At 63.3% G+C, this 25,696-nt stretch carries 26 protein-coding genes; 15 read left to right on the forward strand and 11 right to left on the reverse strand.

Going from position 1 to position 25,696, the window contains the following annotated elements; all coding sequences use genetic code 11:
- Positions 1-53: 53 nt before the first annotated feature.
- Entirely contained in the window at positions 54-503 is a 450-nt protein-coding gene (gene ndhC, locus ABNU97_RS02145) for an NADH-quinone oxidoreductase subunit A (RefSeq protein WP_348765104.1), read from the reverse strand.
- 300 nt (positions 504-803) lie between these two features.
- Between ndhC and ABNU97_RS02150 the strand changes: the two genes are divergently transcribed.
- The 3 genes from ABNU97_RS02150 (at position 804) to ABNU97_RS02160 (ending at position 4,187) form a co-directional block, all read left to right on the forward strand.
- Positions 804-2,735: an aconitate hydratase gene (locus tag ABNU97_RS02150; protein ID WP_348765105.1), complete on the forward strand. Its 1,932-nt coding sequence runs from the start codon at positions 804-806 to the stop codon at positions 2,733-2,735.
- 163 nt (positions 2,736-2,898) lie between these two features.
- Positions 2,899-3,474: a hypothetical protein gene (locus tag ABNU97_RS02155; RefSeq protein WP_348765106.1), complete on the forward strand. Its 576-nt coding sequence runs from the start codon at positions 2,899-2,901 to the stop codon at positions 3,472-3,474.
- A gap of 95 nt (positions 3,475-3,569) precedes the next feature.
- The gene (locus ABNU97_RS02160) at positions 3,570-4,187 is read left to right on the forward strand and encodes a class I SAM-dependent methyltransferase (protein ID WP_348765107.1); all 618 of its coding nucleotides are present in this window, start codon (positions 3,570-3,572) and stop codon (positions 4,185-4,187) included.
- A gap of 57 nt (positions 4,188-4,244) precedes the next feature.
- Here the strand turns inward: ABNU97_RS02160 and ABNU97_RS02165 are convergent, their stop codons facing one another.
- The 4 genes from ABNU97_RS02165 to purD form a co-directional block, all read right to left on the reverse strand.
- The gene (locus ABNU97_RS02165; RefSeq protein WP_348765108.1) at positions 4,245-5,246 is read right to left on the reverse strand and encodes an alpha-L-glutamate ligase-like protein; all 1,002 of its coding nucleotides are present in this window, start codon (positions 5,244-5,246) and stop codon (positions 4,245-4,247) included.
- Positions 5,243-6,784 carry an inactive transglutaminase family protein gene (locus ABNU97_RS02170; protein WP_348765109.1) on the reverse strand — a complete coding sequence of 514 codons (1,542 nt, stop codon included), beginning with the start codon at positions 6,782-6,784 and terminating at the stop codon, positions 5,243-5,245. Before ABNU97_RS02170 ends, ABNU97_RS02165 begins: the two co-directional genes overlap by 4 nt.
- A 16-nt stretch (positions 6,785-6,800) precedes the next feature.
- The gene (locus tag ABNU97_RS02175) at positions 6,801-7,334 is read right to left on the reverse strand and encodes an ATP-dependent zinc protease (protein WP_348765142.1); all 534 of its coding nucleotides are present in this window, start codon (positions 7,332-7,334) and stop codon (positions 6,801-6,803) included.
- An 83-nt stretch (positions 7,335-7,417) separates the two neighbouring features.
- Positions 7,418-8,734 carry a phosphoribosylamine--glycine ligase gene (gene purD / locus ABNU97_RS02180; protein WP_348765110.1) on the reverse strand — a complete coding sequence of 439 codons (1,317 nt, stop codon included), beginning with the start codon at positions 8,732-8,734 and terminating at the stop codon, positions 7,418-7,420.
- Between the two features lie 185 nt (positions 8,735-8,919).
- Here purD and ABNU97_RS02185 point away from each other — a divergent pair, with 185 nt between their 5' ends.
- Positions 8,920-9,732: a UDP-2,3-diacylglucosamine diphosphatase gene (locus ABNU97_RS02185; protein ID WP_348765111.1), complete on the forward strand. Its 813-nt coding sequence runs from the start codon at positions 8,920-8,922 to the stop codon at positions 9,730-9,732.
- Between the two features lie 84 nt (positions 9,733-9,816).
- Complete coding sequence (locus ABNU97_RS02190; RefSeq protein WP_348765112.1) at positions 9,817-10,341, forward strand: NUDIX hydrolase; 525 nt, start codon at positions 9,817-9,819, stop codon at positions 10,339-10,341.
- On the opposite strand, the gene ABNU97_RS02195 is transcribed toward ABNU97_RS02190, so the two are convergent.
- Positions 10,289-10,954 (reverse strand): 4'-phosphopantetheinyl transferase superfamily protein, encoded by a 666-nt coding sequence (locus tag ABNU97_RS02195; protein WP_348765113.1) that lies wholly within the window; start codon positions 10,952-10,954, stop codon positions 10,289-10,291. The genes ABNU97_RS02190 and ABNU97_RS02195 overlap by 53 nt on opposite strands.
- 80 nt (positions 10,955-11,034) lie before the next feature.
- Between ABNU97_RS02195 and ABNU97_RS02200 the strand changes: the two genes are divergently transcribed.
- The gene (locus ABNU97_RS02200; RefSeq protein ID WP_348765114.1) at positions 11,035-12,363 is read left to right on the forward strand and encodes a cytochrome P450; all 1,329 of its coding nucleotides are present in this window, start codon (positions 11,035-11,037) and stop codon (positions 12,361-12,363) included.
- Positions 12,364-12,372: 9 nt separating this feature from the next.
- Positions 12,373-14,328 carry a non-ribosomal peptide synthetase gene (locus tag ABNU97_RS02205; protein WP_348765115.1) on the forward strand — a complete coding sequence of 652 codons (1,956 nt, stop codon included), beginning with the start codon at positions 12,373-12,375 and terminating at the stop codon, positions 14,326-14,328.
- 276 nt (positions 14,329-14,604) lie between these two features.
- Here ABNU97_RS02205 and ABNU97_RS02210 read toward each other — a convergent pair whose 3' ends face one another.
- Positions 14,605-15,366 carry a lysophospholipid acyltransferase family protein gene (locus ABNU97_RS02210; protein ID WP_348765116.1) on the reverse strand — a complete coding sequence of 254 codons (762 nt, stop codon included), beginning with the start codon at positions 15,364-15,366 and terminating at the stop codon, positions 14,605-14,607.
- 12 nt (positions 15,367-15,378) lie between these two features.
- A complete protein-coding gene (locus ABNU97_RS02215; RefSeq protein WP_348765117.1) occupies positions 15,379-16,005 on the reverse strand; it encodes a lysophospholipid acyltransferase family protein in 627 nt (208 codons plus the stop codon).
- 237 nt (positions 16,006-16,242) lie between these two features.
- Between ABNU97_RS02215 and ABNU97_RS02220 the strand changes: the two genes are divergently transcribed.
- The 6 genes from ABNU97_RS02220 (at position 16,243) to ABNU97_RS02245 (ending at position 22,803) form a co-directional block, all read left to right on the forward strand.
- Complete coding sequence (locus ABNU97_RS02220; protein ID WP_348765118.1) at positions 16,243-17,715, forward strand: nicotinate phosphoribosyltransferase; 1,473 nt, start codon at positions 16,243-16,245, stop codon at positions 17,713-17,715.
- Positions 17,716-17,722: 7 nt separating this feature from the next.
- A complete protein-coding gene (gene pncA / locus ABNU97_RS02225; protein WP_348765119.1) occupies positions 17,723-18,349 on the forward strand; it encodes a bifunctional nicotinamidase/pyrazinamidase in 627 nt (208 codons plus the stop codon).
- A gap of 96 nt (positions 18,350-18,445) precedes the next feature.
- Positions 18,446-20,317, forward strand: a complete 1,872-nt coding sequence (gene thiC / locus ABNU97_RS02230) for a phosphomethylpyrimidine synthase ThiC (RefSeq protein ID WP_348765120.1) — start codon at positions 18,446-18,448, stop codon at positions 20,315-20,317.
- Positions 20,318-20,403: 86 nt separating this feature from the next.
- Positions 20,404-20,793 carry a DUF3015 family protein gene (locus ABNU97_RS02235; RefSeq protein WP_348765121.1) on the forward strand — a complete coding sequence of 130 codons (390 nt, stop codon included), beginning with the start codon at positions 20,404-20,406 and terminating at the stop codon, positions 20,791-20,793.
- Positions 20,794-21,024: 231 nt separating this feature from the next.
- A complete protein-coding gene (locus ABNU97_RS02240; RefSeq protein ID WP_348765122.1) occupies positions 21,025-21,957 on the forward strand; it encodes a histone deacetylase family protein in 933 nt (310 codons plus the stop codon).
- Positions 21,958-22,515: 558 nt separating this feature from the next.
- On the forward strand, positions 22,516-22,803 hold the full coding sequence (locus tag ABNU97_RS02245) for a ComEA family DNA-binding protein (protein ID WP_348765123.1): 288 nt from the start codon (positions 22,516-22,518) through the stop codon (positions 22,801-22,803).
- Between the two features lie 55 nt (positions 22,804-22,858).
- On the opposite strand, the gene ABNU97_RS02250 is transcribed toward ABNU97_RS02245, so the two are convergent.
- Positions 22,859-23,524, reverse strand: a complete 666-nt coding sequence (locus ABNU97_RS02250) for a glutathione S-transferase (RefSeq protein ID WP_348765124.1) — start codon at positions 23,522-23,524, stop codon at positions 22,859-22,861.
- Positions 23,525-23,613: 89 nt separating this feature from the next.
- On the reverse strand, positions 23,614-23,892 hold the full coding sequence (locus tag ABNU97_RS02255; protein ID WP_348765125.1) for a DUF3634 family protein: 279 nt from the start codon (positions 23,890-23,892) through the stop codon (positions 23,614-23,616).
- A 42-nt stretch (positions 23,893-23,934) separates the two neighbouring features.
- On the opposite strand from ABNU97_RS02255, the gene ABNU97_RS02260 reads away from it, so the two are divergent.
- Positions 23,935-24,333 carry a S4 domain-containing protein gene (locus tag ABNU97_RS02260; protein ID WP_348765126.1) on the forward strand — a complete coding sequence of 133 codons (399 nt, stop codon included), beginning with the start codon at positions 23,935-23,937 and terminating at the stop codon, positions 24,331-24,333.
- A gap of 19 nt (positions 24,334-24,352) precedes the next feature.
- On the opposite strand, the gene ABNU97_RS02265 is transcribed toward ABNU97_RS02260, so the two are convergent.
- Positions 24,353-24,883, reverse strand: a complete 531-nt coding sequence (locus ABNU97_RS02265) for a pilin (RefSeq protein ID WP_348765127.1) — start codon at positions 24,881-24,883, stop codon at positions 24,353-24,355.
- A gap of 319 nt (positions 24,884-25,202) precedes the next feature.
- On the opposite strand from ABNU97_RS02265, the gene ABNU97_RS02270 reads away from it, so the two are divergent.
- Positions 25,203-25,679, forward strand: a complete 477-nt coding sequence (locus ABNU97_RS02270; protein ID WP_348765128.1) for a hypothetical protein — start codon at positions 25,203-25,205, stop codon at positions 25,677-25,679.
- The last annotated feature ends 17 nt before the right edge of the window (positions 25,680-25,696 follow it).

The following is a 25,696-nucleotide window of genomic DNA, read 5'->3' on the forward strand; positions in this document are numbered from 1 at the left end:
ATGATCGTCCTGTCGGGTGTTCAATCCAAGCGGGCGTACAACGCGCGAGATTCTCATCGCGGCGCGTCGGCCTGGTTACGGCGACGATTGCTTTCGATCGCCTCCAGGCGGTACTGGCGCGGCGCCTTGGGTGCCCAATCGAGCGCGCCGATGCGCCACTCGTAGATCAGGCCCAGGGTCAGCACCCCGAGAAAGAACAGAAATGCAAAGTAACCGGGCCAGCCCAGCGCGGGTGCCGCGATGGCCCAGGAGAAGATGAAGACCACTTCGAGATCAAAAAGCACGAAAATGATCGCCACCAGATAGAACTTGGCCGAGAAGCGCATTCTGGCGCTGCCCGTGGGCTTGATGCCCGATTCATACGGCTGGTTGCCCAACCGCGAATTATGGCGCCCGCCCAGCACGGCAGAAACGCCGAGCATGAACACGATGAGCCCCAGCGCGCCGGCGGCGAATAGCAGCAGCGGCCAGATCACGACGGCTTGTTCGGTAGCAGCGTTCATTGCGTGTTCCTATTCTACGCGAAGCACTCGTGTATGGATCCGTATCGCGTACAGGCCGCAGATATAATCCATGTAGTTTACACAAGTTGCCGACGTCGGCGTTTCTTCGTGGCGAGTCGATGCCTGCTGCATCGCCGTGCTAACGGTAGCCGATTTGGCCCCTCACATGCGAACTAAAAATAGCCGCAAATAATAATAAGTCTCATTCACGGCATATTTTTTGCTTGGACATGCCGTAGCGGCTTTCTGAACCGGTTGCCGCAAGCTATGGTGAGGGCATCAAACACGCCGGAGGGATCCATGGCCCAGAACGTTGCCCAGAAACTCATAGCGTCGCATCTTATAGACGGCGAGATGACGCCAGGCGAAGAGATCGCGCTGCGAATCGACCAGACGCTTACCCAGGATGCGACCGGTACGCTGGTCATGCTCGAGCTCGAGGCAATGGAGCTCGACCGCGTCAAGACCGAAATCTCGGCTCAGTATGTCGACCATAACCTGATCCAGGAAGACAACAAGAACCCGGACGATCACCTGTTCCTGCAGTCGGCCTGCGAGCGCTTCGGCGCCTACTACTCGCGGCCGGGCAACGGCATTTCCCATGCCGTGCACATGGAGCGCTTCGGACGTCCCGGCAAGACCCTGCTCGGTTCCGACAGTCATACGCCGGCCGGCGGCTCGATGGGCATGCTGGCGATCGGTGCGGGCGGCCTGGAAGTGGCCATGGCCATGGCCGGCGAACCGCTCTACACCAAGATGCCGAAGGTTTTCGGCATCAAGCTCACCGGCGAGCTTCCGGACTGGGTTTCGGCCAAGGACGTCATTCTGGAAATGCTGCGTCGCCACGGCGTATCCGGCGGTGTCGGCAAGATCATCGAATACTACGGCCCGGGGCTGGATAACCTGGAGGCCATGGATCGCCACGTCATCGCCAACATGGGCGCCGAGCTCGGCGCGACCACCACGGTCTTCCCCGCCGACGCCGAGATCAAGCGCTTTCTCAAGTCGCAGGGGCGCGAAGACGAATACGAGGAATTGCTCGCCGACGAGGGCTGCGAATACGACGAGCACGACGAGATCGACCTGTCGACGCTCGTGCCGCTGATCGCCAAGCCGACGTCGCCGGGCAACGTCGTGCCGGTCGAAGAGGTTGCCGGAGACGAGCTGTATCAGGCCTATATCGGTTCCTCGGCCAACCCCGGCTACCGCGATTTCGCGATCACCGCCGAGATGGTGCGTGGGCGTGAGGTGAGCAAGCATGTCTCCTTCGACGTGAACCCGTCATCGCGGGCCATGCTGCAGACGCTGGCCCGGGACAACCTGCTCGGGCCGTTGATCGCCTCGGGCGCGCGCCTGCATCAGGCCGGCTGCAACGGCTGTATCGGCATGGGTCAGGCCCCGGCCTCGGGCCGCAACAGCCTGCGCACCACGCCGCGCAACTTCCCCGGGCGCTCCGGCACCAAGGAAGATTCGGTGTTCCTGTGCTCGCCGGAAACAGCCACCGCCTCGGCGCTGATGGGCAAGATCACCGATCCGCGTACGCTCGATTTCGAGTACCCGAAGGTGAAAAATCCCGACGATCCCGTCGTCAACGACAAGATGCTCGAAGAGCCGTTGCCGATCGAGGAGGCGCGCAAGGTCGAACTCGTCAAGGGGCCGAACATCAAATCGCTGCCCGATTTCGACGGTATTCCGGACGAGTTCGAACTGCCGGTACTGCTCAAGGTCGGCGACGATATCTCGACTGACGAGATCATGCGTGCGGGCGCCGAGGTGCTGCCGTTTCGTTCCAATATCCCGGCGATCGCCGAGTTCGTCTACGACGTGGTGGACGAGGATTACCCGGACCGCGCCAAGGACACCGGCGATCACGCCATTATCGGCGGGTCGAACTACGGCCAGGGCAGTTCACGCGAGCATGCGGCGATCGCGCCGCGCTATCTCGGGCTCCGTGTGGTTATCGCCAAGGACTATGCGCGTATTCACTGGCAGAATCTGGTCAACTTCGGCGTGCTGCCGCTGACTTTTGCTGATGGCGAAGATCTGGACAAGCTCAAGCAGGGCACCAAACTCAAGATCAGCGGTCTACATGAGGCACTGGCGGCGGGCGATACTGTCGAAGTGGAGTCCGAAGACGGTAAAACGATCACCTGCAAGCACGCGTTGTCCGATCGTCAGATCGACATCCTGCGCGCCGGCGGGTTGATCAACTGGAAGCGCGACCAGGGGTGAGCCCCCGCGCGCCGGCTTCGTAGTCGGCCCGACATTTCGCTGTCACGCGGCGCCGGTTACCATGCCGGCGCTTTTTATGGAGCGCGGCGGATTCTTGCCAGCCGCTGCGCTGTGCGGCGTGTTCTTTTCGGGGGTCAATGCCCCCTGCGCAACGACAACGATCATGACCGAGCTCTACCGCGACATCGACCATGCCTATCAGCTCAAGTTGTGCGATACCGAGCGCAGCTGTATCGCCGGGCGCCTGGCCGGTGTGGGCATCCACTACGACCATGTGGAATTGCCCAGCGTGCTCTTCGATGAAGAATCGCGCCCGGACGAGGTGATCGGCAGTTATATCGCGCCGCTCGATCGGCTCATGGCCAGCATGCCGCGCGTTGCCCTCGATGTTGCCAGCGTGCCGATTTCGCATCCGCGTCGCGACACCATCGAGCGCGAGCTCATGATCGAACATGCGCACGATGCCGTCGAGTCGCAGCTGCTCGTACACGGCGCCGGCATCCTGTTCATGCGGGCGTCGGGCGTGGTCTTCGCCTTGTCCTGCGAGCCGGGCGACTACGTGCGCATACCGGCCGGGCTCAGGCACTGGTTTCGTATGGACCCGGCACGCTCTTTTCGCACCATCCGTTTCTTCGAGCACGAAACACGTCCGCGGCTTTGTCACCGCGGTGGTGATATGCGTGGGCTGTTCGAACTCGTCGGACAAAAGGTGCGCGCAACGTCGCGCGGCGCGCTCTAGGCTTCGTTGTGCGCGCGATTTTTGTGTCGGCGACGACACAGGCGTATTCTTCGCTCGCCTGACTGGCCGCACGACTAATCTACGGGAACCTATTCATGGATGAAAAATCCGTCGTAACCGCGTATCGCCGTCTGTCGCGACAATACGATCGTTTCTTCGGCCCGGTGTTCGAGCAGGGGCGCGAAGTGGCGGTGCGCAAGATGGACTGCAACGCCGGTGATCGCGTACTCGAGGTAGGCGTGGGAACCGGGCTGTCGCTCGACCACTACGCCGACGATGTCGAAGTCGTGGGTATCGACGTGTCGCCGGAAATGCTCGAGTACGCCAAGGCGCGCGTCAACGGCAACGCCGATCGCATCTCGCTGGCGTTGATGGATGCACAGGCGCTCGAGTACGCCGACAACAGCTTCGACAAGGTCGTGGCGATGTACGTCGTATCCGTCGCCCCGGATCCGAAGAAGGTGGTCGAGGAGATGAAGCGCGTCTGCAAGCCCGGCGGCGACCTGTTCATCGTCAACCACTTCAGCCAGGGCAAGGGGGCGATGGCCTCGCTAGAGCGCATGGTATCGCCGCTGTCGAAGCTGGTCGGTTTCCGGCCCTCGTTCCCTCTGGACGATTTCCTGGAAATGGCCGATCTCGACGTGGTCGAGACCCGCCCGGTGAACGCCTTCGGCTACTGGACGTTCATTCACGCGCGTAATCGGGCCGGCTGAAGCCGGACCGCCGCAGACGTGGCCCGGCGCTCGTCGATCAACGACGGCGCCGGGCGGCTAGCCTTCCCCGAACAATTCCTGGCCCAGGGCGACGCGTGCTGCCGCCGAGCTGGGTATCTTTTCGATCGCGCGCACTTTCTCGAGCCGGTGACGCAGGCCCATCTGGTTGGCCAGCTGGATATTCAGGCCCGGCCGGGCGTTGTACTCGAGTACCAGCGGCCCGTGCTCGGCATCCAGCACCACGTCCACGCCCAGATACCCCAGCTGGGTGAGGTCGTAGGAGCGCGCCGCCAGTTCCAGCAGCAGCTGCCAGTCGGGTACCTGGATACCGCGTACGGCGTTGCCCGAATCCGGGTGCGAATCCAGCACGCTGTTGAACCATACCCCGTCGACCGTGCAGCCGCTGGCCAGATCGATGCCGGCGCCGATCGCGCCCTGATGCAGATTGGCCTTGCCGTCCGACTGACGCGTGGGTAGACGCACCATGCTGGCGATCGGGATGCCGCGGAACACGATCGTGCGAATATCGGGCACCCCTTGAAAGCTCACGACGTCGAAGACCGCATGCGGTTTGACGCGATACTCGATGATCGCCTTGTCGGGCAGGCCGCCCAGGCTGTACATGCCCGACAGCACGTTCGAGATGAAGTGCTCGAGCTCGCTGCGGGATACGCTCACGCCCGAAGAGCGCAGGAACTGATTGCCGCGTCGGCCGCCGATAACCATGATGCCGCTGCCGCCCGAGCCCTGGGCCGGCTTGATCACGAAGTCCTGGTGATCGCCCAGAATCGTGTCGAGCTCGCGCACCTGATGTTCGATCTCGATTACGCCATACAGCTGCGGCGTGGCGATGCCGGCTTCCAGGGCCAGCTGTTTGGTCTTGAGCTTGTCGTCGACCAGCGGATAGTACTTGCGCTTGTTGTAGATGCTGATGTAGTCGCCGTTGCGCTCGTTCATGCCGAGGATGCCCAGCTCCCTGAGCGTCGACGGCATGCGCAGCGGCGGGTTGCGCCGCAGCAGCCGCAGCCGGCTGCGCCAACCGCGTCCCAGGCCGCTCATTGCTTGTTCGTGATCGCCCGGGCCGAGGCGCGGAAGCGCCACAGCTCGGAGACACGATAGCCGGTATAGCGCCCGGCCAGCAGGGTGAACGCCAGTACCAGCAGCAGCAGCTCGGGGAAGACGAAGGCCAGATATTCTGCCAGCGGGTGGGTCATCACCACGAAACCGACGGCTGCGACCGCCAGGCTGCCGAAGCCGGACAGCAGGGCATCCTTCGGCCCGTTTTCGTCCCAGACGATCGACATGCGTTCGATGGTCATCGCCAGGATCACCATCGGGAACAACGCGATCGAGAGCCCGTGCTCCATGCCGAGCTTGTGGCTGATGACCGACACGCCGGCCATGAGCAGAATCACGATCGTGAGCATCGAGGCCAGTCTGGGCACGAGCAGCAGTTTCAGCCGCTCGAGATAGAAGCGCACGATCAGGCCCAGGGCGACGAGCACCGTGAACAGGATGCAGCCCCAGAGCAGTTCGGTCTCGCGAAAGGCCAGCGCGATCAGTACCGGCATGAACGTACCGAAGGTGCGCAGGCCGATGAAGTTGCGCAGCAGTACCACCACCAGCGCGCCCAGCGGCACGGTGAGCAGAATCTTGTAGGTGTTCTGGGTCGCGATCGGCAGTGACAGCAGCGAGTATTCGAGCACGTCGGAGTTGATCAGCCGGGCACGCTGCTGTGCCAGGCCCATCACATCGCGGGACGTGCGCAGGGCGGAGAATTGTACGCTGGCGTTGTCGGCGCCTTCGATATCCACCAGCGGCATGTCACCGGAATACCACACCAGCGCATCGGCCGGAAAACCGGCGGCGCCGGTGCGCGGGTTGAAGGCCAGCCAGCGTTCGCCGTTGTAGACCTCGAGCCAGGGCGTCAGGCTGCCGTGGCGCAGACTGCCGGCCAGCGGCAGCACATGGGCAATACGCGAGGGGATGCGGGCACCGGCAAGGATATGCTGGATCTGCTTGACCTGGGCGGTCGCATCCGAGGACTCATCGCGTAGAACCTTCACCTCGGCTTCCGGGGTGGGATCGTTGAAGCGGCGCAGCAGCTCGTGGGCGAAGGAGGCCGTATCCGCCGAGCGCGAGCGCACGCTGTCGAGCAGGGTGAACACCGCTGCCCGTTCCGGGTCCGAATACTCGGGAATGTCGGGATAGGTCGGCGTAGGCTCGGTTCGATCGCGATGCGCGTCGCTGTCTTCGGTGAGCACGACGCGGTAGTAGAGTGTCTGCTGGCCGCTGAGGTTACGTGCGGCCCATTGAACCACCCGATTGGCGCCGAGGTCGTTGGTGGCCAGGCCGTAGCCGGCCGAGATGAAGTTCTCGTCGAGTACCGAGAAACCCGGTGGCGCCTTGGGCACCGCCAGATTGATCTTGGCGGATCGATCCTGGCCATCGAATCGAACCGTGGCTTCGGCGGTCCACACCTGGGCGCTGGACTGCGGCGTCAGCGGCACGCCGAGACGCTCCGTCTTGTAGAAGCACAGCGCGATGGCAACGACGCTGAGAAACAGCGCGAGCGTCTTGAGATGAAGGTCTTTCACTTAAATGTCGGGCCGTTCAGTCGTCGGAATCGGAATCTTTCTTGTGTTCGACGACCTTGGAGTCGTGGTCGCATTCGGGCTCGTTGAGAAAGCTCTTGCTGACGTCGATCAGCCCGAGATGGCGGATGGTGCGCCGGCCCAGCAGCAGCGGGTAGATCATGTCGCCGCGATCGCGCAGAGAAAACTGTTCTTCGTAGATCGTGTTGTTCATGCAGACATCGAGCAGCACGACCGGGCGCTCGTCGCTACCGCCGGCGCCGGTGACCTCGAGTTCGCGATAGAGCGGGCGCTCGAACTTCTTTTCCACCATTTCCTTGGTGCGCTGATCTTCCACGCGCGTCGTGAATCGCACCCAGGTGTCGTCGTCCTTTTCGAACTTTTCGATATTCGTGGCGTGTAGCGACGAAGTGAGCGCGCCGGTATCGAGCTTGGCCTTGAGGGTCACGCCCCAGGGCACGAGCTGCGCCTTCTCCACCCAGCCATAGACCGTCTTTTCGGTGGCTGCCTGGCTGGCTGCTGCCATAACCAGCAGAACACACAAGAGGCACATACGGCTCACGAAACGAGTCGATTTCATCACTGGATTCCTTGGAACAGTCTGATCGCGAAAAGGCAGGTCTTGTTGATTATCGTTCATTGTGGCGCCGACGAGTCATCGCGCGATATCGCCCGATGACCGATATCACGACGACACATCGCCTTGCGCCAGCTTATTTTTTCGACCCCAGCATAGGCGCGTGACTGGGCCTGGGCAACGTCATCGCCGAGGGCGCAGACACATAGTACGCGTCCGCCGTCGGTCACCACCCTATCGTTATCGGCCAGTCGGGTGCCGGCATGAAATACCTGTGCGCCGGCCGCCTCGGCGGCCTCCAGGCCGGTGATTTCGTCACCCTTGTCATAGCTGCCGGGGTAGCCGCCGGCCGCCATCACCACGCCCAGCGCGGCGCGCGTATCCCATTCGGCCTCGACCTGGTCGAGCCGGGCATCCAGTGCCGCTTCGATAAGGTCCACCAGATCGCTTTGCAGGCGCATGAGGATGGGCTGGGTTTCGGGGTCGCCCAGACGAACGTTGAATTCGAGCACGCGGGCGTCGCCGGCCTCGTCGATCATCAGGCCGGCATAGAGAAAGCCGGTAAAGGCGTTGCCGTCGGCCGCCATGCCGGCCACGGTCGGTTCGATGACGTCGGCCATCACGCGCTCGAAAATGGCGTCGGTCATGACCGGGGCCGGAGAATAGGCGCCCATGCCGCCGGTATTGGGGCCGGTATCGCCATCGTAGGCGGCCTTGTGATCCTGGGAGCTGGCCAGCGGCAGGATGTTCTTGCCGTCGACCAGGGCAATGAAGCTGGCTTCTTCGCCGGTGAGGAAGCGTTCGACCACGATACGGGCGCCGGAGTCGCCAAAGGCGTTGTCTTCGAGCATGTCGCGCGCCGCGGCGAGGGCTGTCTGTTCGCTATCGGCGAGGAAAACGCCCTTGCCGGCGGCCAAGCCGTCGGCCTTGACCACGATGGGCGCGCCCACGTCGCGAATATAGGCGGCCGCCTGATCGTATTCGCTGAAGACCGCATAGTCGGCGGTCGGAATCGCGTGGCGGGCCAGGAAATCCTTCGAGAACGCCTTGCTGGCTTCCAGGCGCGCCGCGTCGCGGCCCGGGCCGAAACAAGCCAGGCCAGCCTGCTCGAAGCAGTCCACGATGCCCGCGGCCAGCGGCGCTTCGGGGCCGACTACGGTCAGGGATATGGCGTTGTCTAGGGCGAAATCGCGCAGCGCATCGATATCGGTGGCGGCAAGCGCAATATTCTCGACGCCGGGCATACGGGCCGTGCCGGCATTGCCGGGTGCCACATACAGCTGGTCGACCCGCGGCGAGGCCGCGATCTTGGTTGCCAGCGCATGTTCGCGCCCGCCGTTACCCACGATAAGAACCCGGTGTCGTTTCGCTGTCATCTGTTGTCTTGTCGTCGAGAAAGAAATGCTGCCGCGGTGCGGCCCGAGGGGCGCCTGCGGCGAAGCTTAGCAAAAGCGTTTCTGAAAGAGTTCGTACCGGCCTGTCATGAAAACGCCATTAAAGCGTCACCGAACCGTGATTTGTGCGTTCTAGGCTGCAACCGAATCCGTTACCGGAACAGGCCATGCCAAAAGACAACACGCAACGCCCGCCGCTACGTTATCGCAGCGTATTCATTTCGGACGCACATCTGGGCACGGCCGGCAGCCAGGCCGAGGCGCTGTCGTCGTTTCTCAAGCACTGCGAGTGCGAGAAGCTGTATCTGGTCGGCGATATCATCGACGGCTGGCGGCTGCGCTCGACGTTCTTCTGGCCGCAGGAGCATACCAACGTCATCCGCCGTATCCTGACCAAGTCGCGACGCGGTACGCAGGTCTACTATGTGACCGGCAACCACGACGATTTCCTGCGCAAGTTCGTCGACTACGAACTGAAGATGGGCAATATCCAGATCGTCAACGATGCCGTCCACGTGACCGCCGACGACCGCAAGCTGTTCATCATCCATGGCGATCTGTTCGACGTGGTGACCCGCTACCACCGCTGGGTGGCCCGTATCGGCGACGTGGCCTATGTGACGCTGCTGCGCGTCAATCGCTACTTCAACAATGCGCGGGCACGGCTGGGCTATCCCTATTTCTCTCTGTCGGCCTATGCCAAGCACCAGGTCAAATCGGCAGTGAACTTCATCAGCGAGTTCGAAAAGGCGGTGGCCCACGAGTGTCGGCGTCGCGGCTTCGACGGCGTGGTCTGTGGGCATATTCACCATGCCGAGATGAAGACCATCGAAGGCGTGAGCTATTACAACTCCGGCGACTGGGTGGAATCGGCCAGCGCGCTGGTCGAGCACTTCGACGGGCGTATGGAAATCGTCTACTGGAACGATATCAAGGACACGATCAAGCCCAGCAACGTCCACCCGTTGCGCGTGGCCTGACCACCCACGGCACGCTGTAGCAGCACCAACGCGGCGGCGGCTGCGGTTAAACTGGCGGTGTTGTTCACGAGCCCCAACACCGATATGTCTGCCGATCGCACCCTTTACGAAGGCGAATTCCTGCGTCTTAAACGGCGCGACCACTGGGAATATGTGGAACGCGTCAACGCCCGTGGCGTGGTCGTGATCGTGGCCGTGACCGATGACGATGAACTGCTGCTCGTCGAGCAGCCGCGGCTGCCGCTTCAGGCCGATGTAATCGAGCTGCCAGCCGGTCTGGTCGGCGACATCGCGGGTGCCGAAGACGAAGCCATGGAGCTGGCCGCGATACGCGAGCTGGAAGAGGAAACCGGCTATCGCGCGCAGGGCATGACGTTTCTTGCCGAAGGCCCGCCCAGCGCCGGGTTGTCCAGCGAAACACTGAGCTTCTATCGGGCCGGTCGGGTCACGCGGGTCGATGCCGGCGGCGGCGATGACAGCGAAGACATCATTCCGCATGCGATACCGCTGGGCGACGTGGAGGCCTGGCTGGTCGAACGCGAGGCCCAGGGCAAGATCATTGATCCGAAGATTTATGCGGGCCTGTATTTTCTCGGCCGGGAAGACTGAGCTCACGTAGATCGACCGGTCCGATCGGGCGGTCGCTGGCCAGACAGGCCGCATAGCCGGCATCCAGATCCAGCGCCTGCAGGTGCCAGTCCCGTTCGTCGAGCCTGGCCGTCTCACCGGCCAGCTTCAATGCCCGAATGCGCTTGAGGCCGACCCGGCCACTGGCCTTGACCGTGGCCTCGCGGGCACACCAGTAGTCGAAGAACGCCAGCGGCGTATGTTCGACGTGGGTGCGTTCAGCCGTGTCGAGCAGTCGCGCCATGCGCTGCATGTCGCGCAGGCGCCGGTATTCCACGTCCAGACCAATGCTTGCCTCGTCGCTCAGCGCACAGGCGACGAGCCGCTCGCTGTGGGAAATGCTGAATGACGGGACGCCGTGAATGCGCGGCTGGCCACTGGCGCTGAAACCGATGTGTTCTAGCGTGTTCTCGGCATGGCCGGCCGCAGTCAGCAGCTGATCCAGTAACCAAAGCCCGGCCCGCGTGCGGCTGCGTGCGCCGTCGTCTGCCATGCGATCGATGCGTTCTCGGTAGGCCGGCGGGTCGTACGGTCGCCGTTCGGCCAGCAGTACTTGATCGCGTGTACCCAGGAAGGTGTAAAATACACGTAACATAAAAACAACCGATTTGAGTCCAAGCCGCGCAGCCGTTTGCCCAGGAGACAGGGGCCGCGTATCGACCGGGTCGTACCCAGATGTCCAGCAGCCTATCCGATATTGTCTCTGCCGCCGATAAGGCCGGCCCGTGCGCGCCGTTCGATGTCGCGCCGGATGATGCAACGCGGCGCATGCTCGTGCGTTGGCAGCACGTATACGGGCCGGTGTATCGCATCCCCGCGCCGCAGGGCGGCGCGCGCCGCTGGGTCGTGCATGACCCGGCCTTCGTGCAGCACATCATGGTTCGGCGCGCCGCACGCTATGGCAAGGGCCTGGGTCTGGATCGCGTTCGGCTGTTGCTCGGCGAAGGCATCATGGTCAGTGAGGGCGCGTTCTGGACGCGCCAGCGTCGGCTCATCCAGCCTGCGTTCAAGCCGCGTCGGCTGGCCGACTTCAACGCCATGATCGGGCACGAGAACCTTGCCCTGGCCGAGCGATGGCGTGCAGCGGCATGCGACGACACAGCGGTCGATGTCGCTGCGCATATCAGTGAACTGACGCTGGTGATCGTGCTCAAATCCATCTTCGGCGCCGACTACTCCCGGCTGGTCGAGGGCGCGAGCAACCCCTTTTCGCTGCTCAGCGAAGAGGCGACCCGGGATCTGCGTTTCGCCGCCCGCTTTCATCGGCTCGGCCGGGTCGTGGAATCGATTATCGATACGCGCGAAGACAGCGACGAGCGGCCCTTCGATTTTCTGGGGCATCTGCTGGCTGCCCGCGACCGGGATGGCGAGGCCATGAGCCGGCGTGCGTTGGTCGATGAGGTGATGACGCTGATCGTGGCCGGCCATGAAACCACGGCCAGCGCTCTGGCCTGGGCCTGGTACGAAATCGCGCGCCACCCCGAGGTCTGCGCGCGGGCTCAGGCAGAGGTCGACGCGCTGGACGAGCAGGACATCCCCGGTCTGGTCGACCACGCCAGTGATCGGCTGCGCTTCATCGATGCCGTGATCCATGAGACGCTGCGGCTGTATCCGCCGGGCTGGCTGCTGTCGCGCCGCGCCGTCGAAGCCGACGCATTCGGTGATTACGAGATCGCGGCAGGCGATCAGATTCTGATCAGCCCCTATGTTCTGCATCGCGATCCGACCTACTGGAGCATGCCGGATTGCTTTTCGCCGGCGCGTTTTCTACAACAGGGCGTGCCTTCACAACGCTTTGCCTATATGCCGTTTGCCGCCGGCCCACGCCACTGCGTGGGCGAACATATGGCCATGACCGAAATGCGGGCGCATCTGGTCACGATGCTGCGCCGTTTTACGCCGGTTTATGCCGGCGAACATCCACCCATGCTGGAATCGCGGATCAATCTGCGGCCCGGCGACGGCGTGCCAATTCGCTGGCGCGTCAGACAGGAATTGTCCTAGAGGTTTCTCATGCCCGTTTTCAATACGCTCGCCGACGCACTGGATACGCATAACGACTCGCCGCACGGCATTGTCTTCATCGACGGCGCCGACGAAGAGCGCGGTCTCAACTACCGCATGCTGACCCGGTCAGCCGAGGACCGTCTGGCCGTGCTGCAGCAGCTGGGCATGACGACCGGCGAGCCGCTGATTCTGTTCGTGGAAGACAACCTGCGTTTCCTGCAGTTCTTCTGGGGCGCGATCTATGGCGGCATCGTGCCGGTACCGATCGCGGCCGGCGCGACCGCGGCGCAGATGGACAAGCTGCTGCGCGTCTGGCGGCATCTCGACGAACCGCGGCTGGTGGCCGCGCCAAAACATATCGAGCGCCTGCGTGAGCTGCTCGAACAGCGCGGCGAGCAGGCCGCGAGCGAGCGCCTGGGCGAGCGCGCACTCTCCGATGAGCCACCGGCCGTGGACGTCCCGGCCCGGCGGGCTACGCTGACTCCCGAGCATACGGCGTTCATCCAGTTTTCCTCGGGTTCCACCGGCGATCCGAAAGGCGTCGTGCTCACCCATGCCAACGTGCTGGCCAATATCGAGGCGATCAGCAGCGGTTCCCGGTTCGGCGCCGACGAGGTGGCGTTGTCGTGGATGCCGCTTACCCACGATATGGGGCTGATCGGTTTTCATCTCACCCTGGTCTGCAACGGCTTTGCCCACTATTTGATGACGCCGGATCTGTTCGCGCGACGGCCGTTGCTATGGCTCGAAAAGGCGGCCGAAACGCGGGCCACGCTGCTGTGCTCGCCCAACTTCGGGTATCGCCACACGCTGCGGGCGATTTCGGCCAAGGGCCGACCCGAACTGGATCTATCCAGCGTGCGCCTGATCTACAACGGCGCCGAGCCGATCGCGCCGGCGCTGGTGCGCGAATTTCTCGATACGCTGGCGCCCACCGGCCTGAAGGCGACGACCATGTTCGCCGTCTACGGCCTGGCCGAAGCGAGTCTCGCAGCCACATTCCCGAACCCGGGGCGCGGCCTGAGCAGCGTATCCGTGGCCCGTGGTGAACTGGGCGTGGGCGATACGGTGCGCTACGACGACGGTGCGCATGCGCTGGAACTCGTATGCCTGGGCACGCCGGTGAAATCGACCGAGCTGGCGCTCGCCGATGCCCAGGGCCAGGCCGTCGCCGACGGCGTGGTCGGCCGGGTACTCATTCGCGGTGCCAACGTCACCGGCGGCTATCACGACAATCCGCAGGCGAACGCCGAGGCGCTGATGGGCGACGGCTGGCTGGATACCGGCGATCTGGGCTTTCGTCACGAGGGCGAACTCGTGATCACCGGCCGGGCGAAGGAAATCATCTTCGTCAACGGCCAGAACCACTATCCGCAGGATATCGAGGCGTTGCTGCAGGATCTGCCCGGCGCAGAGCTCAACAAGCTTGCGGCGGCTGGCGTACAGGCGCCGAGCACCACCGAGCAGGCGCTGGTGCTGTTCGTGGTGTTTCGCGGTCATCTGGAGGATTTCGCCGACATCGCCCGGGGGTTGCGGGGCGCGCTCAACCAGCGCGCGGGCCTCGTGGCATCGCAGGTGCTGCCGATTGCGCGCATGCCCAAGACCACCAGCGGCAAACTGCAGCGTTCGCTGCTCGCACGCCAGTATGCCGAGGGCGAATTCGACCAGATCGCGGAGCAACTCGATGCCTTGCTTGATTGCGAAGACGGCGGCGACACGGCGGCCGAGAGCACCGATCTTGCCGTCGAGCTCAAGGCGATTTGCGACGAAGTCGTGCCCGGCCGGGACATCGGTTTCGAAGACGATCTGTTCGAAATCGGCCTGTCCTCGCTGGAGCTCGCCCAGATTCACGAAGGCATCGAAACGCGCTGGCCGAACCGGCTGGAGATGACCGATCTGTTCGATTATCCGACCATCAACGCCCTGGCAGCCTACCTGCAGGCCGATACCGCCACGGCGTAGGGCCGGTTAACGCGAGCGCCAATCGTCGGCTTGCCCTGCAGACATTCGCCGGGCAAGGCGAGAGGCCAGATGTTGGGTGCGCCAAACGAACGACGCGCAACGCTGCGTCGTGGATTTTTCGGACGCACGCCGTCGGCACGCGGCCCCCGCGTCGTTATTCAAGGCGCGCCATCCGGCATTGCGGCTCGCTCATGTCGCAGAGCGACAGCCCGCTCACCGCGCAGTGTCTTGCACGAAAGCGGGCCGCGGCGCGGCGATTTCGTCCGCGTTCACGCCCTAGTCGTTGCGGGTGGTTTCGGCGCCTGCGGTGGAGCTGCGCGGCTTGCCCAGTTTCTTCGGCGGCCGCGGCGTCGTTCCGGCCAAACGATCGGCCTCGCGGGTCAGCGCGTCCAATTGCGAGCCCAGGGACTCGGCGGCGGCCTCGATGTTGTCGCCGCGGGCAATGCTGAACGGCTCGCCGATGGTGATCGTCACCCGCGCGAAGGGCTTGGGAATGATCAATCGATCCCATGAGTCGAGCTGCCAGTAGCGGTCGGCCGAAAACGATAGCGGCAACAGGGTGGCCTGCGTCATCTGGGCGAGCATGAGCGTGCCCGGCTTGGCAACGAAGCCCGGCCCGTGCGGGCCGTCCGGATGGATGATCGGCGACACGCCGGTTTTCATTACGCCGTAGAGATCGCGCATAGCGCGGGCGCCGGTGCGCGTGGCCGAGCCGCGGATGATATGTGCGCCCATGCCCTCGACCACGCGCGCCGTGATTTCACCATCGCGTGAGGGCGATACCAGAAATCCGGGCCGTAGTCCGCGTGCCCGTGCCTGCAGCAGATAACCCACGCTCGCGCTCAAACGCTGGTGCCAGCAGCACGCCAGCAGCGGCCGCCCGCTATCGATCGCCTGCGAAAGCCGCGCGTCGCCGCTGACATGCTGGATACGCCAGCTCGCCAGCAGGGCACGCGCGGAGGGTCTGAGCAGGGATACGCCGATACCCAGGCCAAGCCGGCGGGCGACGCCGGCCTGGCGCTCACTGTCTTGATTCATCGATAACCGATCCTACGGGGGTGCATTCCGGGCGGTTTCGCACAGCGCATCGAGGCGCCGGCCGAGTTGTTCTGCAATGACCTCGGCCTCGTGCTTGTCGTGCAGCGGGCCAATGGGCCACGGCTCGCCCAGGGCGATTTTAAACCGACAGAACGGCAAGGGCACCTGAAAACTGTCCCAGGAGTTCACCTGCCAGAAACGGCTGCTGGCAGCGCCCACGAGCAACAGCGGTGAGCCGGTTCGACTGGCCAGGATCACGGCACCGGTCTTGAACACGCGGGCCGGACCGCGTGGGCCGTCGCCGTACATCATGGGCGATATGCCCTCGGCCACGGCAGCGGTGAGTGCCTGCATGGCTTCACGGCCGCTTCGGCTGGAGGAGCCTCGGATCGGGGTCACGCGATGGTTGTGGGCGACGCGCGACATGAATTCGCCTTCTCGCGATGGACTGATCAGAAAGCCGATATTCATGCCTCGATCCACCAGCGAGCGCAGAAACAGGCCGCTGGGGACCAGGCGCTGATGCCAGGCACAGGGCACCACCGGCCGCCCATCGGCGAGCACTTTTTCCAGGTACTCCCCGCCGGCCACGATCTCGATGCGACAACTCAGACGCAGCAGCCAGATATAGCCGGCCATGCCCCATTGCGCCGCTGCTCGGGTCAGGCGTTGCCACCGCGTCGGGGGGCGCCGCTTACGCGCCTTTCGAGGCGGCGATTGCGGTCGATCGATCGCGGCCGGGCTGCGTTTGTTTTTCTCCATCGCAGCGAGCTTGCGGCTCGAGCGTAGCCCGTGCAAGTTCGTGTGCCGGATGGCGAGTTGAAAGTCCCGGCAAACGTTCGCATTCTAATCGGACCATCCCGGAATGTTTCGCCTATGTCCTTGCTGGGGCAACTCTATGGTCGTGCGCCCGCGCTGCTGACCGACCTGTATCAGCTCACCATGGCCTATGCCCACTGGCATAACGGCTCGAGCGAACGTGAAGCCGTGTTTCATCTGTTCTTTCGCGAAGCACCGTTCGACAACGGGTTTGCGATCGCCTGCGGGCTGGAAACGGCGGTCGAATACGTGACCCAGATGTCGTTTTCCGAGGCCGATATCGCCTATCTGGCAACGCTTGAGGACAACGCTGGCGGCGCGCTGTTCGACCCGGCATTTCTGGACTATCTGCGCAATCTGCGTTTTACCGGAGATATCGACGCCGTGCCCGAGGGCACGGCGGTATTCGCGCATCAGCCGATGCTGCGCGTGCGTGCGCCCATCCTGCAGGCGCAGCTGCTCGAAAGCGCGCTGTTGAACATGATGAATTTCCCGACCCTGGTCGCGACCAAGGCCGCGCGTATTGCGCATGCCGCCGGCGACGATCCGGTGCTCGATTTCGGGCTGCGCAAGGCCCAGGGCATCGACGGGGGCGTATCGGCGGCGCGGGCGGCCTATATCGGCGGCTGTGCGGGTACTTCGAACGTGCTGGCCGGACAGCTTTTCGGGATTCCGGTCTCGGGCACTCATGCCCACGGCTGGGTCATGGCCTTCGACGACGAAATCGACGCCTTCGATGCCTATGCGGCCGCGCTGCCGGAAAACTGCGTCTTTCTGGTGGATACCTATAACACCATCGACGGCATCAAAAACGCGATTCGCGCCGGCCTGAAGCTGCGCGAAAGCGGCCACGAAATGGCCGGAATCCGCCTGGATTCGGGCGATCTGGCCGAGCTGTCGAAAACCGCGCGGCGCATGCTCGATGCGGCCGGCTTCGAGAACGTACGCATCGCGGCCAGTTCGAGCCTGGACGAGAACGTCGTCGCCGAGCTCAAGCGCGAAGGCGCGCCGATCGTGCTCTGGGGGGTCGGCACGCGTCTGACCACCGCCCAGCCCGATGCTGCCCTCGATGGCGTCTACAAGCTGGCCGCGATTCGCAGCGATCGCGGCACCTGGTCGTATCGGATGAAGCTCTCGGACACGCCCGGCAAGCTCACCCGTCCCGGTGTGCATCAGGTACGCCGCTTTACCGACGAGGGCGCGCCGTTCGCCGATCTGCTGTTCGACGAGGCCGCGCCGAAAACCGCCTGGGCCGGCACCTCGGGCGAGAGCTGCCACCAGTTCGACCCGCAGGCGCCACATATCGACCTGCTCACCGGCGTGGTGCGTAACGGCCAGCGTACCGGCAGCGCGCCGGCTCTGGCCGATGTACGTGCCCACGCGGCAGAACAGTTTGCCTACTTCGCCGAGCGTAGCGACTACCCGGCATTGATCGATCGTTATCTGGAAGAATCCACCGACGCGCTGCGTGACTGGCTGGCACACAGAGACAATCCGCCGGCCTCGCGTTCCGGCAAGATTGCGGAGTGAATCCGATATGAAACAGGCGCTGCTACTCGTCGATATCCAGAACGATTTCCTGCCCGGCGGCGCGCTCGCGGTCGCCGAAGGCGATACGGTGGTACCGGTGGCCAATGCCCTGATGCCGCGTTTCGACCACGTGGTGGCGAGCCAGGATTGGCATCCGCCGCACCATCTGTCGTTCGCAGCCGAGCATGCCGGCTACGAGCCGTTTCAGGTCACGCAGCTGGACGGCTACGAGCAGATTTTGTGGCCCGAGCACTGTGTGCAGGGCACGCCCGGGGCCGGCTTTGCAGCAGCGCTGGATGTGGCCGGTATCGATCACGTGGTGCGCAAGGGCACGGACCCGCGGATCGACAGTTACTCTGCCTTCTACGACAACCACCACCGCCAGGCCACCGGGCTGACGGCGCATCTGCGCAACGCGCAAATCGATCATGTGGTGGTACTTGGGCTGGCCACCGATGTGTGTGTGAAATTCACCGTGCTGGATGCGCTGGCCGAAGGATTCGGCGTGACGCTGGTGCGCGATGGCGTACGCGGCGTGGATATGCAGCCCGGCGATTGCGACGCCGCGATCGAGGCCATGCAGGCCGCCGGGGCGGCAATCGTGGACAGTGCGAGCCTGTCGCGCGCCGGCTAATCACCTCGACGGCGGCGCCCACACGTTTGTGCGCGGCTTTTATTGCACATTGCAGGTTGGTAGATTGAAAGACTACTCCCCCGACGGCAAACCGATATGAGCGCTGTTCCCAAAGATCTGGCGGTGTCCGCGCGTCTGGCCGACGAAATGCGCGAGCCGTTTCCCAATTCCCGCAAGATTCACGAAACCGGCTCGCGGCCGGATATTCGTGTGCCCATGCGCGAGGTCAGCCAGTCGAACACGCCGGCGACGTTCGGCGTGGAAAAGAACCCGCCGATTACCATCTACGACTGTTCCGGGCCTTATACCGACCCGGACGCCCAGATCGATCTCACCCGCGGTCTGCCCGCCCTGCGTGCAGCCTGGATCGAAGAGCGGGGGGATACCGAGCTACTCGAGGGCCTGTCGTCGCAGTTCGGCCGCGCCCGCGCCGAGGATAGCTCGACCGGGCATCTGCGTTTTCCCGATGTGCGGGTGCCGCGCAAGGCCAAAGCCGGCGCCAACGTCTCGCAGATGCACTATGCGCGTCAGGGGATCGTCACCCCGGAAATGGAGTTCGTGGCGATTCGCGAAAACGCGAAGATCGACGCGATCAAGGACTCGCGCCTGCTGCGTCGTCATCCGGGTGAGGGCTTTGGCGCCAATCTGCCGGAACATGTCACGCCCGAATTCGTGCGCGACGAGATCGCCGCCGGGCGGGCCATCATTCCCAACAACATCAACCACCCGGAATCCGAGCCGATGATTATCGGCCGCAATTTTCGGGTGAAGATCAACGCCAATATGGGCACCTCGGCGGTGACAAGTTCGATTGCCGAGGAAGTGGAGAAGATGGTCTGGGCCGCGCGCTGGGGCGGCGACACGATCATGGATCTGTCCACCGGCAAGCACATCCACGAAACTCGCGAATGGATCATCCGCAACGCGCCGGTGCCGGTGGGTACGGTGCCCATCTACCAGGCGCTGGAAAAGGTCGACGGCAAGGCCGAAGAACTGACCTGGGAGATGTATCGCGACACGCTCATCGAACAGGCCGAGCAGGGCGTCGATTACTTCACCATCCATGCCGGCGTGCGCTTGCCGTTCGTGCCGATGACCGCCAATCGGGTGACCGGCATCGTCTCCCGCGGTGGCTCGATCATGGCCAAATGGTGTCTGGCCCATCACACCGAGTCGTTTCTCTATACGCATTTCGAAGAGATCTGCGAAATCATGAAGGCCTATGACGTTGCCTTCTCGTTGGGCGACGGCCTGCGCCCGGGCGCGATTGCCGACGCCAACGACGAAGCCCAGATGGCCGAACTGCGTACGCTCGGCGAGCTGACCCAGATCGCCTGGAAGCACGACGTGCAGGTGATGATCGAAGGCCCCGGCCATGTGCCCATGCAGCGCATCAAGGAGAACATGGACGCCGAGCTGGCCGACTGCCACGAAGCGCCGTTCTATACGCTCGGCCCGCTGACCACCGATATCGGCCCCGGCTACGATCACATTACCTCGGCGATTGGTGCGGCCCAGATCGGCTGGTATGGCACCGCGATGCTTTGTTACGTCACGCCCAAGGAGCATCTGGGGCTGCCCGACAAGGACGATGTCCGTGAAGGCATCATCACCTACAAGATCGCCGCCCACGCCGCGGATCTGGCCAAGGGGCATCCGGGGGCGCAGATTCGCGACAACGCGCTGTCCAAGGCACGCTTCGAATTCCGCTGGGAGGATCAGTTCAATCTCGGGCTCGACCCGATGAAGGCGCGTCAGTTCCACGACGAAACCCTGCCCAAGGACAGCGCCAAGGTGGCGCATTTCTGTTCCATGTGCGGGCCTAAGTTCTGTTCCATGCGTATCTCGCAGGAAGTACGCGAATTCGCGGCCGAGCGCGGTATCGAAACCCCGCAGGATGCGATCGATGCCGGCCTGGCGGAAAAGGCCGAAGAATTTCGCGACGGCGGCAACGCGCTGTACAAGTGAGTCGATGCTGGCCGATTCAGTAATAGTTCATGCGCAGGTGCCTAGCCTCGCCTGCGTAATCGCCAAAAGCCTAGTGGGAGTAACGAATGAATAAAAAAACCAGCAGCTGGACGCGTGGTCTTGCCCTTTGCGGCGTGGCCGCGATAGGCCTCGGCCTTGCCACCAGCAGTTCCGCCCGTGATCGCGATGATTTGATCACCACCGCCAGCACCGCGGGTACCACGGCCTATATCGTGGGCAAGAATATCGACGACGATTTCGCCCAGGCCCAGGATTTCGCCGATACGCAGTCGGTGGCCCTGCGCCGTGAAGCAGCCACGGGTGAAGGCGAGAATCTCGATGCGCTCGCGGCCCTGCTGCACGAAGAAAACCCGGACGCCTTCGGCCAGTGGATGCAGAGCAACTACAGCACGCTGTATGGCCCTGACGTAGCGGCTGAGAGCAACGTGGTCGATCGTATCGTGGCCATGCGTTAGACCGTGACGCCAACGCCGGCCGCGAACGCGCGAGCCCGGTAAGCGTCAGCCGAAAAACGCCGCCTTGTGCGGCGTTTTTTTATGGCCGGAGCAGGGCCGGCGGATTTTGCCCAGGCCCGTACCGACTTTCGGCTGACTTGCATTGCGCCGTGCGGTGTTGTTCGATGCGCAGAATATCTCGGCGCCGAAGTCTGGCGCCGTACTACCTGTCGGTATTCGGACGATCCCTCTATGACCACTGCCTATTTCAGCCATTCGAGTTGCCCGCTGCACGATATGGGGCGTGGCCACCCCGAGGCGCCGGCACGACTGGTCGCTATCGAAAAAGGTATGAGCGTGGTCGGGGCAGACCGCCGTGTGGCCCGTCGGGATGCGCCGCAGGCACCCCTGGACGCCATCAAACGGGTGCACAGTCCCGCCTACGTCGACGAACTCGTGACTTTCGCGCCCACGCGAGGCCGCGTACGTCTGGATGACGACACCTACATGAATGGCCATAGCCTCACCGCCGCGCTGCATTCAGCCGGTGCGGTGGTTGCCGCCACGGATGCCGTGCTGGCAGGCGAGGCCGCCAACGCCTTCTGTGCCGTGCGCCCGCCCGGCCACCATGCCGAGCGCGACCGGGCGATGGGCTTTTGTTTCTTCGACAACGTCGCGGTGGGCGCGGCGCACGCATTGCATGCCCACGGGCTGCGGCGCGTGGCGATTCTCGACTTCGACGTGCACCACGGCAACGGCACCGAAGACGTGCTCGGCAACGAACCCCGCGCGCTGTTCTGTTCCAGTTATCAGAGCCCGCTTTTTCCCTTCACCTCGGATGACAACGGCCACGACACGCTGGTCAAGACGCCGCTCAAGGCCGGCACCCCGGGCAGCGTGTTCCGCCAGGCGGTCGAGCGTGACTGGCTGCCGGCCCTGGATGCATTCGCGCCGGAGATGATCTTCGTTTCGGCCGGCTTCGATGCCCATCGCTCGGACCCGCTCGCCGACCTCATGCTCGAGGCCGAGGATTACCAATGGGTGACCGAACGTATTGCCGAAGCCGCCGATCGCCTGTGTGACGGACGGGTGGTGTCCACGCTGGAAGGCGGTTATGCACTCGACGCACTCGCGGCCAGCTCGGCGGTACATATCCAGGCCCTGTGCGAGGCCGGCGAACGCTAATCGCCACGCTGGGCATGCCGCAGGGATCGACCCTGATGGGCCGATGCGGCTCACCGCAATCGCCGGGCCTCGCCGAGTTTGCTCGCGCCACAGCGGGCATAACGCGCCTGTTCCCGATCCGGCAAGACGCGGGCTAAGGCATGCACGCGGTGGTGCATGTTTCTGAGCCGTCCATGCCAGTCGCGCCATTCGATGATTGATGCGCCAGAGCGGCGCAACGCGCATGAATAGTGTGACCAAGGCGTAGCGAATTCACGTTCGAAACGAACGTCGCAACGCCGACCACTTGGCTGCGGCGCAGCTCGCTGGTATGCCGCGACGCGGGCAGGTCATTGATGGGGCTTTTGCGCCTGCCGGTGCCGGGCGGCATGGATCGCCAGCGGAGTCGGTGGCAAGTCATGTAGTTGGAACGCTGTTTCTATATTTAATTGAAAATAGCGATAAATAATTGATCGTTCGACTGATGAAACGCTCTTTCGCGTGTCATAAAAATTCAATTTGAATATTCGATAAAGCCCCGCTAGGTTTAAATTTCATTTAAAAATTGGGGTTTTTAAAATGAAGAATCTGTTACTGATGCTGGTTGCCATGTCGGCCCTTACGATGAGCGCCCTCGCGATGGCGGCCGTCAACGTCAATACCGCCGATGCCGAGGCGCTGAGCGAACTGCCTTACATCGGGGAAGCCAAATCGGCTGCGATCATCGAAGAACGTGAAGCCCACGGCGACTTCGAATCCGTGGACGATCTGACCCGTGTCAGCGGCATCGGCAGCGCGACGGTCGATCGTATTCGCGACCAGGTTACGGTCGACGCCAGTACGGCTACGACCGACGGCGGTAGCTGATACGGCAACGCCCAAGGAGATCGACAAGGCCCGCCGACGCGCGGGCCTTGTCGCATCAGGCGTAGGCGTAGGGCCCGCCGGCTTCGAGCGCTCGCTGATAGGCCGGGCGCTCGTGAATGCGTTTGAGGAAGGCGGTGATATTCGGACAGCGGGCCTGGAGATCCACGCGTGCGCAGGCGGCCTCGAGGGGAAAGCTCATCATGATGTCGGCGGCCGTGAAATGGTGGTCCACGAACCATTCCTTCTGGCGTAGCTTGTGCTCGATATAGTCCATATGCAGGTTGAGCTGTGGCCAGATGAACTGTTTCTTTACGTTCGTCGAAATCGCCTTGGCGATGGGCCTTATGAGAAACGGCGCCCGCTTTTCGACGGTATCGAACACCAGATGTAACAATAGTGGCGGCATGGCCGATCCTTCGGCGTAATGCAGCCAGTAGTCATAATTCATGCGTTGATCGCTGCCGCGCGGCGGGGCCAGCCGGCCGTTGCCGTGGGTTTCGACGATGTAATCGATAATCAGGCCGGTTTCGGCCACGGTGCGGTCGTCGTCGGTGATCAGCGGCGATTTGCCTAGTGGGTGCACTTTCCTGAGTTCGGCCGGTGCCAGCATGGTCCTGGGATCGCGCTTGTAGTGTCGAACCTCGTAGGGCAGTTCCAGCTCTTCGAGTAGCCAGAGCACGCGCTGCGAGCGCGAGTCCTCGAGATGGTGAACCGTGATCATGCGATTGTTCCTGCCGAAAAGACACCGGGCGTAAACATACGGCATTCGGTATCGGCGTGTCAGACCTTGGTCTAAAGCGCGAGACGGTTCTAGCCGCTTGCGCGACGACCGCCGCCGGGGCCAGGCGTGGTCGGCGGCGACCATACGTTGCGTATGGCCTGGCGCCCCTTGCTCGGAAAATCGCTGGAAAAGCGCAGGCGTGCCTTGCGCCCGGCACCCTTGCATTCGATTTCTCCCCGGTCGATGCCGTGCAGGCGCACCACATCGCGGACCGCGGCAAGAAAGCGTGGTGGCACACGGCCGGCTACGACCTCGACGCCCTCGGTCGTGGCGCGAAGCCGGTAGATCAGACGAAATCGGTCGAACACGCGATGGTTTGCCAGCCGTGAATTTGATGTCACAGTCTGCGGATGACGCAATCCGCGCACAATAACCCCGTCCGGGTCGATAAATGGCTCTGGGCGGCCCGGTTCTTCAAGACCCGTTCCATGGCCGCCAAGGCGGTCAAGGGCGGCAAGGTGCATGTCAACGGCAATCGGGCCAAGGCCAGCACCGGGGTCAAGATCGACGATCGCCTGGAAATCACCAAGGGCGAGACGGCGTTCGAGGTGGATGTGCGCGCGCTGTCCGAGCAGCGCGGCCCGGCCGCCCAGGCCGTGCAGCTGTATGAGGAAACGCCGGCCAGTCGCGAGCATCGTGAGGCCCAGGCCGGCGAACGCCGCGCCGCGCGCATGACCATGCCGCGACCGTCGCTCAGGCCGGACAAGAAACAGCGTCGCGAGCTACGGCGCTTCAAGCAGGGCGAATGAAGCATGCCGCGTGCTCGGCTCAGCGACAGCTTGCCGGCAGATAACGATCGGGCACGCCGCCGCTAGCGGGCGCCACACAGTTCCAGCTGATCGAGCCGTTGTTGAAATCCGCTTCCAGATAGAGCAGGTCGTCTTCGATCGGCAAGCCGCTGTAGCGGATCCGGATCGACGGATCGTCGGCGCTGTTATGCCACCAGATGCGTTTGACGTTGTTGCCCGACGCCGCGCCGGTATCGGAGCTGTTGGGCAGGTTCAGCGCGGCGAGCACGTCGGTCCAGTTGTTGTTGGCCACCGTGGGTAGCTCGCCGTTGACGCTGTAGTACTCGCCGACGGCCGTTTTCACCGGCGCTGCCAATGCCAGTCCTTCACTGACCCGTGCGCGGGCAACGTAATCGATATAGACGGGAATCGCGATCGCGGCCAGAACGCCGATGATCGCGACCACGATCATCAGCTCGACCAGGGTGAAACCGCTATCTGTTTGACGGGCCCGCGGCGGGCGGGTGAACGCGTCGGTGCACGGTGTTGCCGCCTGGGGGAATACTGCCATGATCTTGGGTAGGTCGACTCGCGGGCCGGTTTCTACTGCATCGGCCGCGGGCGGCAATCCTGAGTAGGGGTAGGGTTATTTATTATTGATCCAGCAACAAGACGGCTGCCCGTGTCAGCTGTTTTCAATGCCATCGACTGAAACGCCGGCGCCTGGCCGTCGTTTGCTCCAATGGCTTCACGGCCGCGGGGCGTGCGGGCATTCGCATAAACGCGTTATCAGCCCAAAAAATTGTGTATTTTTATACTGGGTTAGTAATTGCGAAATCGTGGACGACCTTGGAGGTCGAGCCCACCCGGTCCACTGAGGAGAACATGCTATGGCCGATCTTAGAAATGCCCGCCGTCTCGGTATCGCCGCCGCGATGGCAGTCACGCTCGTTGGCACGACCGCTTGCGGCGTGATCCTCTACCCCGAACGCAAGGGCCAGGTCGATGGCCGTATCGATCCGGCCGTGGCGGTGCTCGATGGTATCGGCCTGCTGTTTTTCATCGTGCCGGGCGTGATTGCCTTTGCGGTGGATTTCGCGACGGGTGCCATCTACCTGCCGGGCAGTGCCAGCAACACCACGCTGGATCTGGACGAGGCGGAACTGGTCAAGCTCAAAAACGGCGAGATGGATGCCGCGACCATCGAACGCATGATCGAAGAAAAAACCGGCGAGAAAGTGTCGCTGGCCGACCCCGCGCTGCGTGCCCGCCGCCCGGACAGCCAGGCCTGGCTGCCGCTGGATGCCATGCTCAACAATAGCCAGTTCGCGGCGCTCACCGGCGTTCGTCAACAGGCAGCGCGATGATCGCGCGCTCCGCGGCC

Source organism: uncultured Salinisphaera sp. (assembly GCF_964012375.1).
Lineage (GTDB): Bacteria > Pseudomonadota > Gammaproteobacteria > Nevskiales > Salinisphaeraceae > Salinisphaera.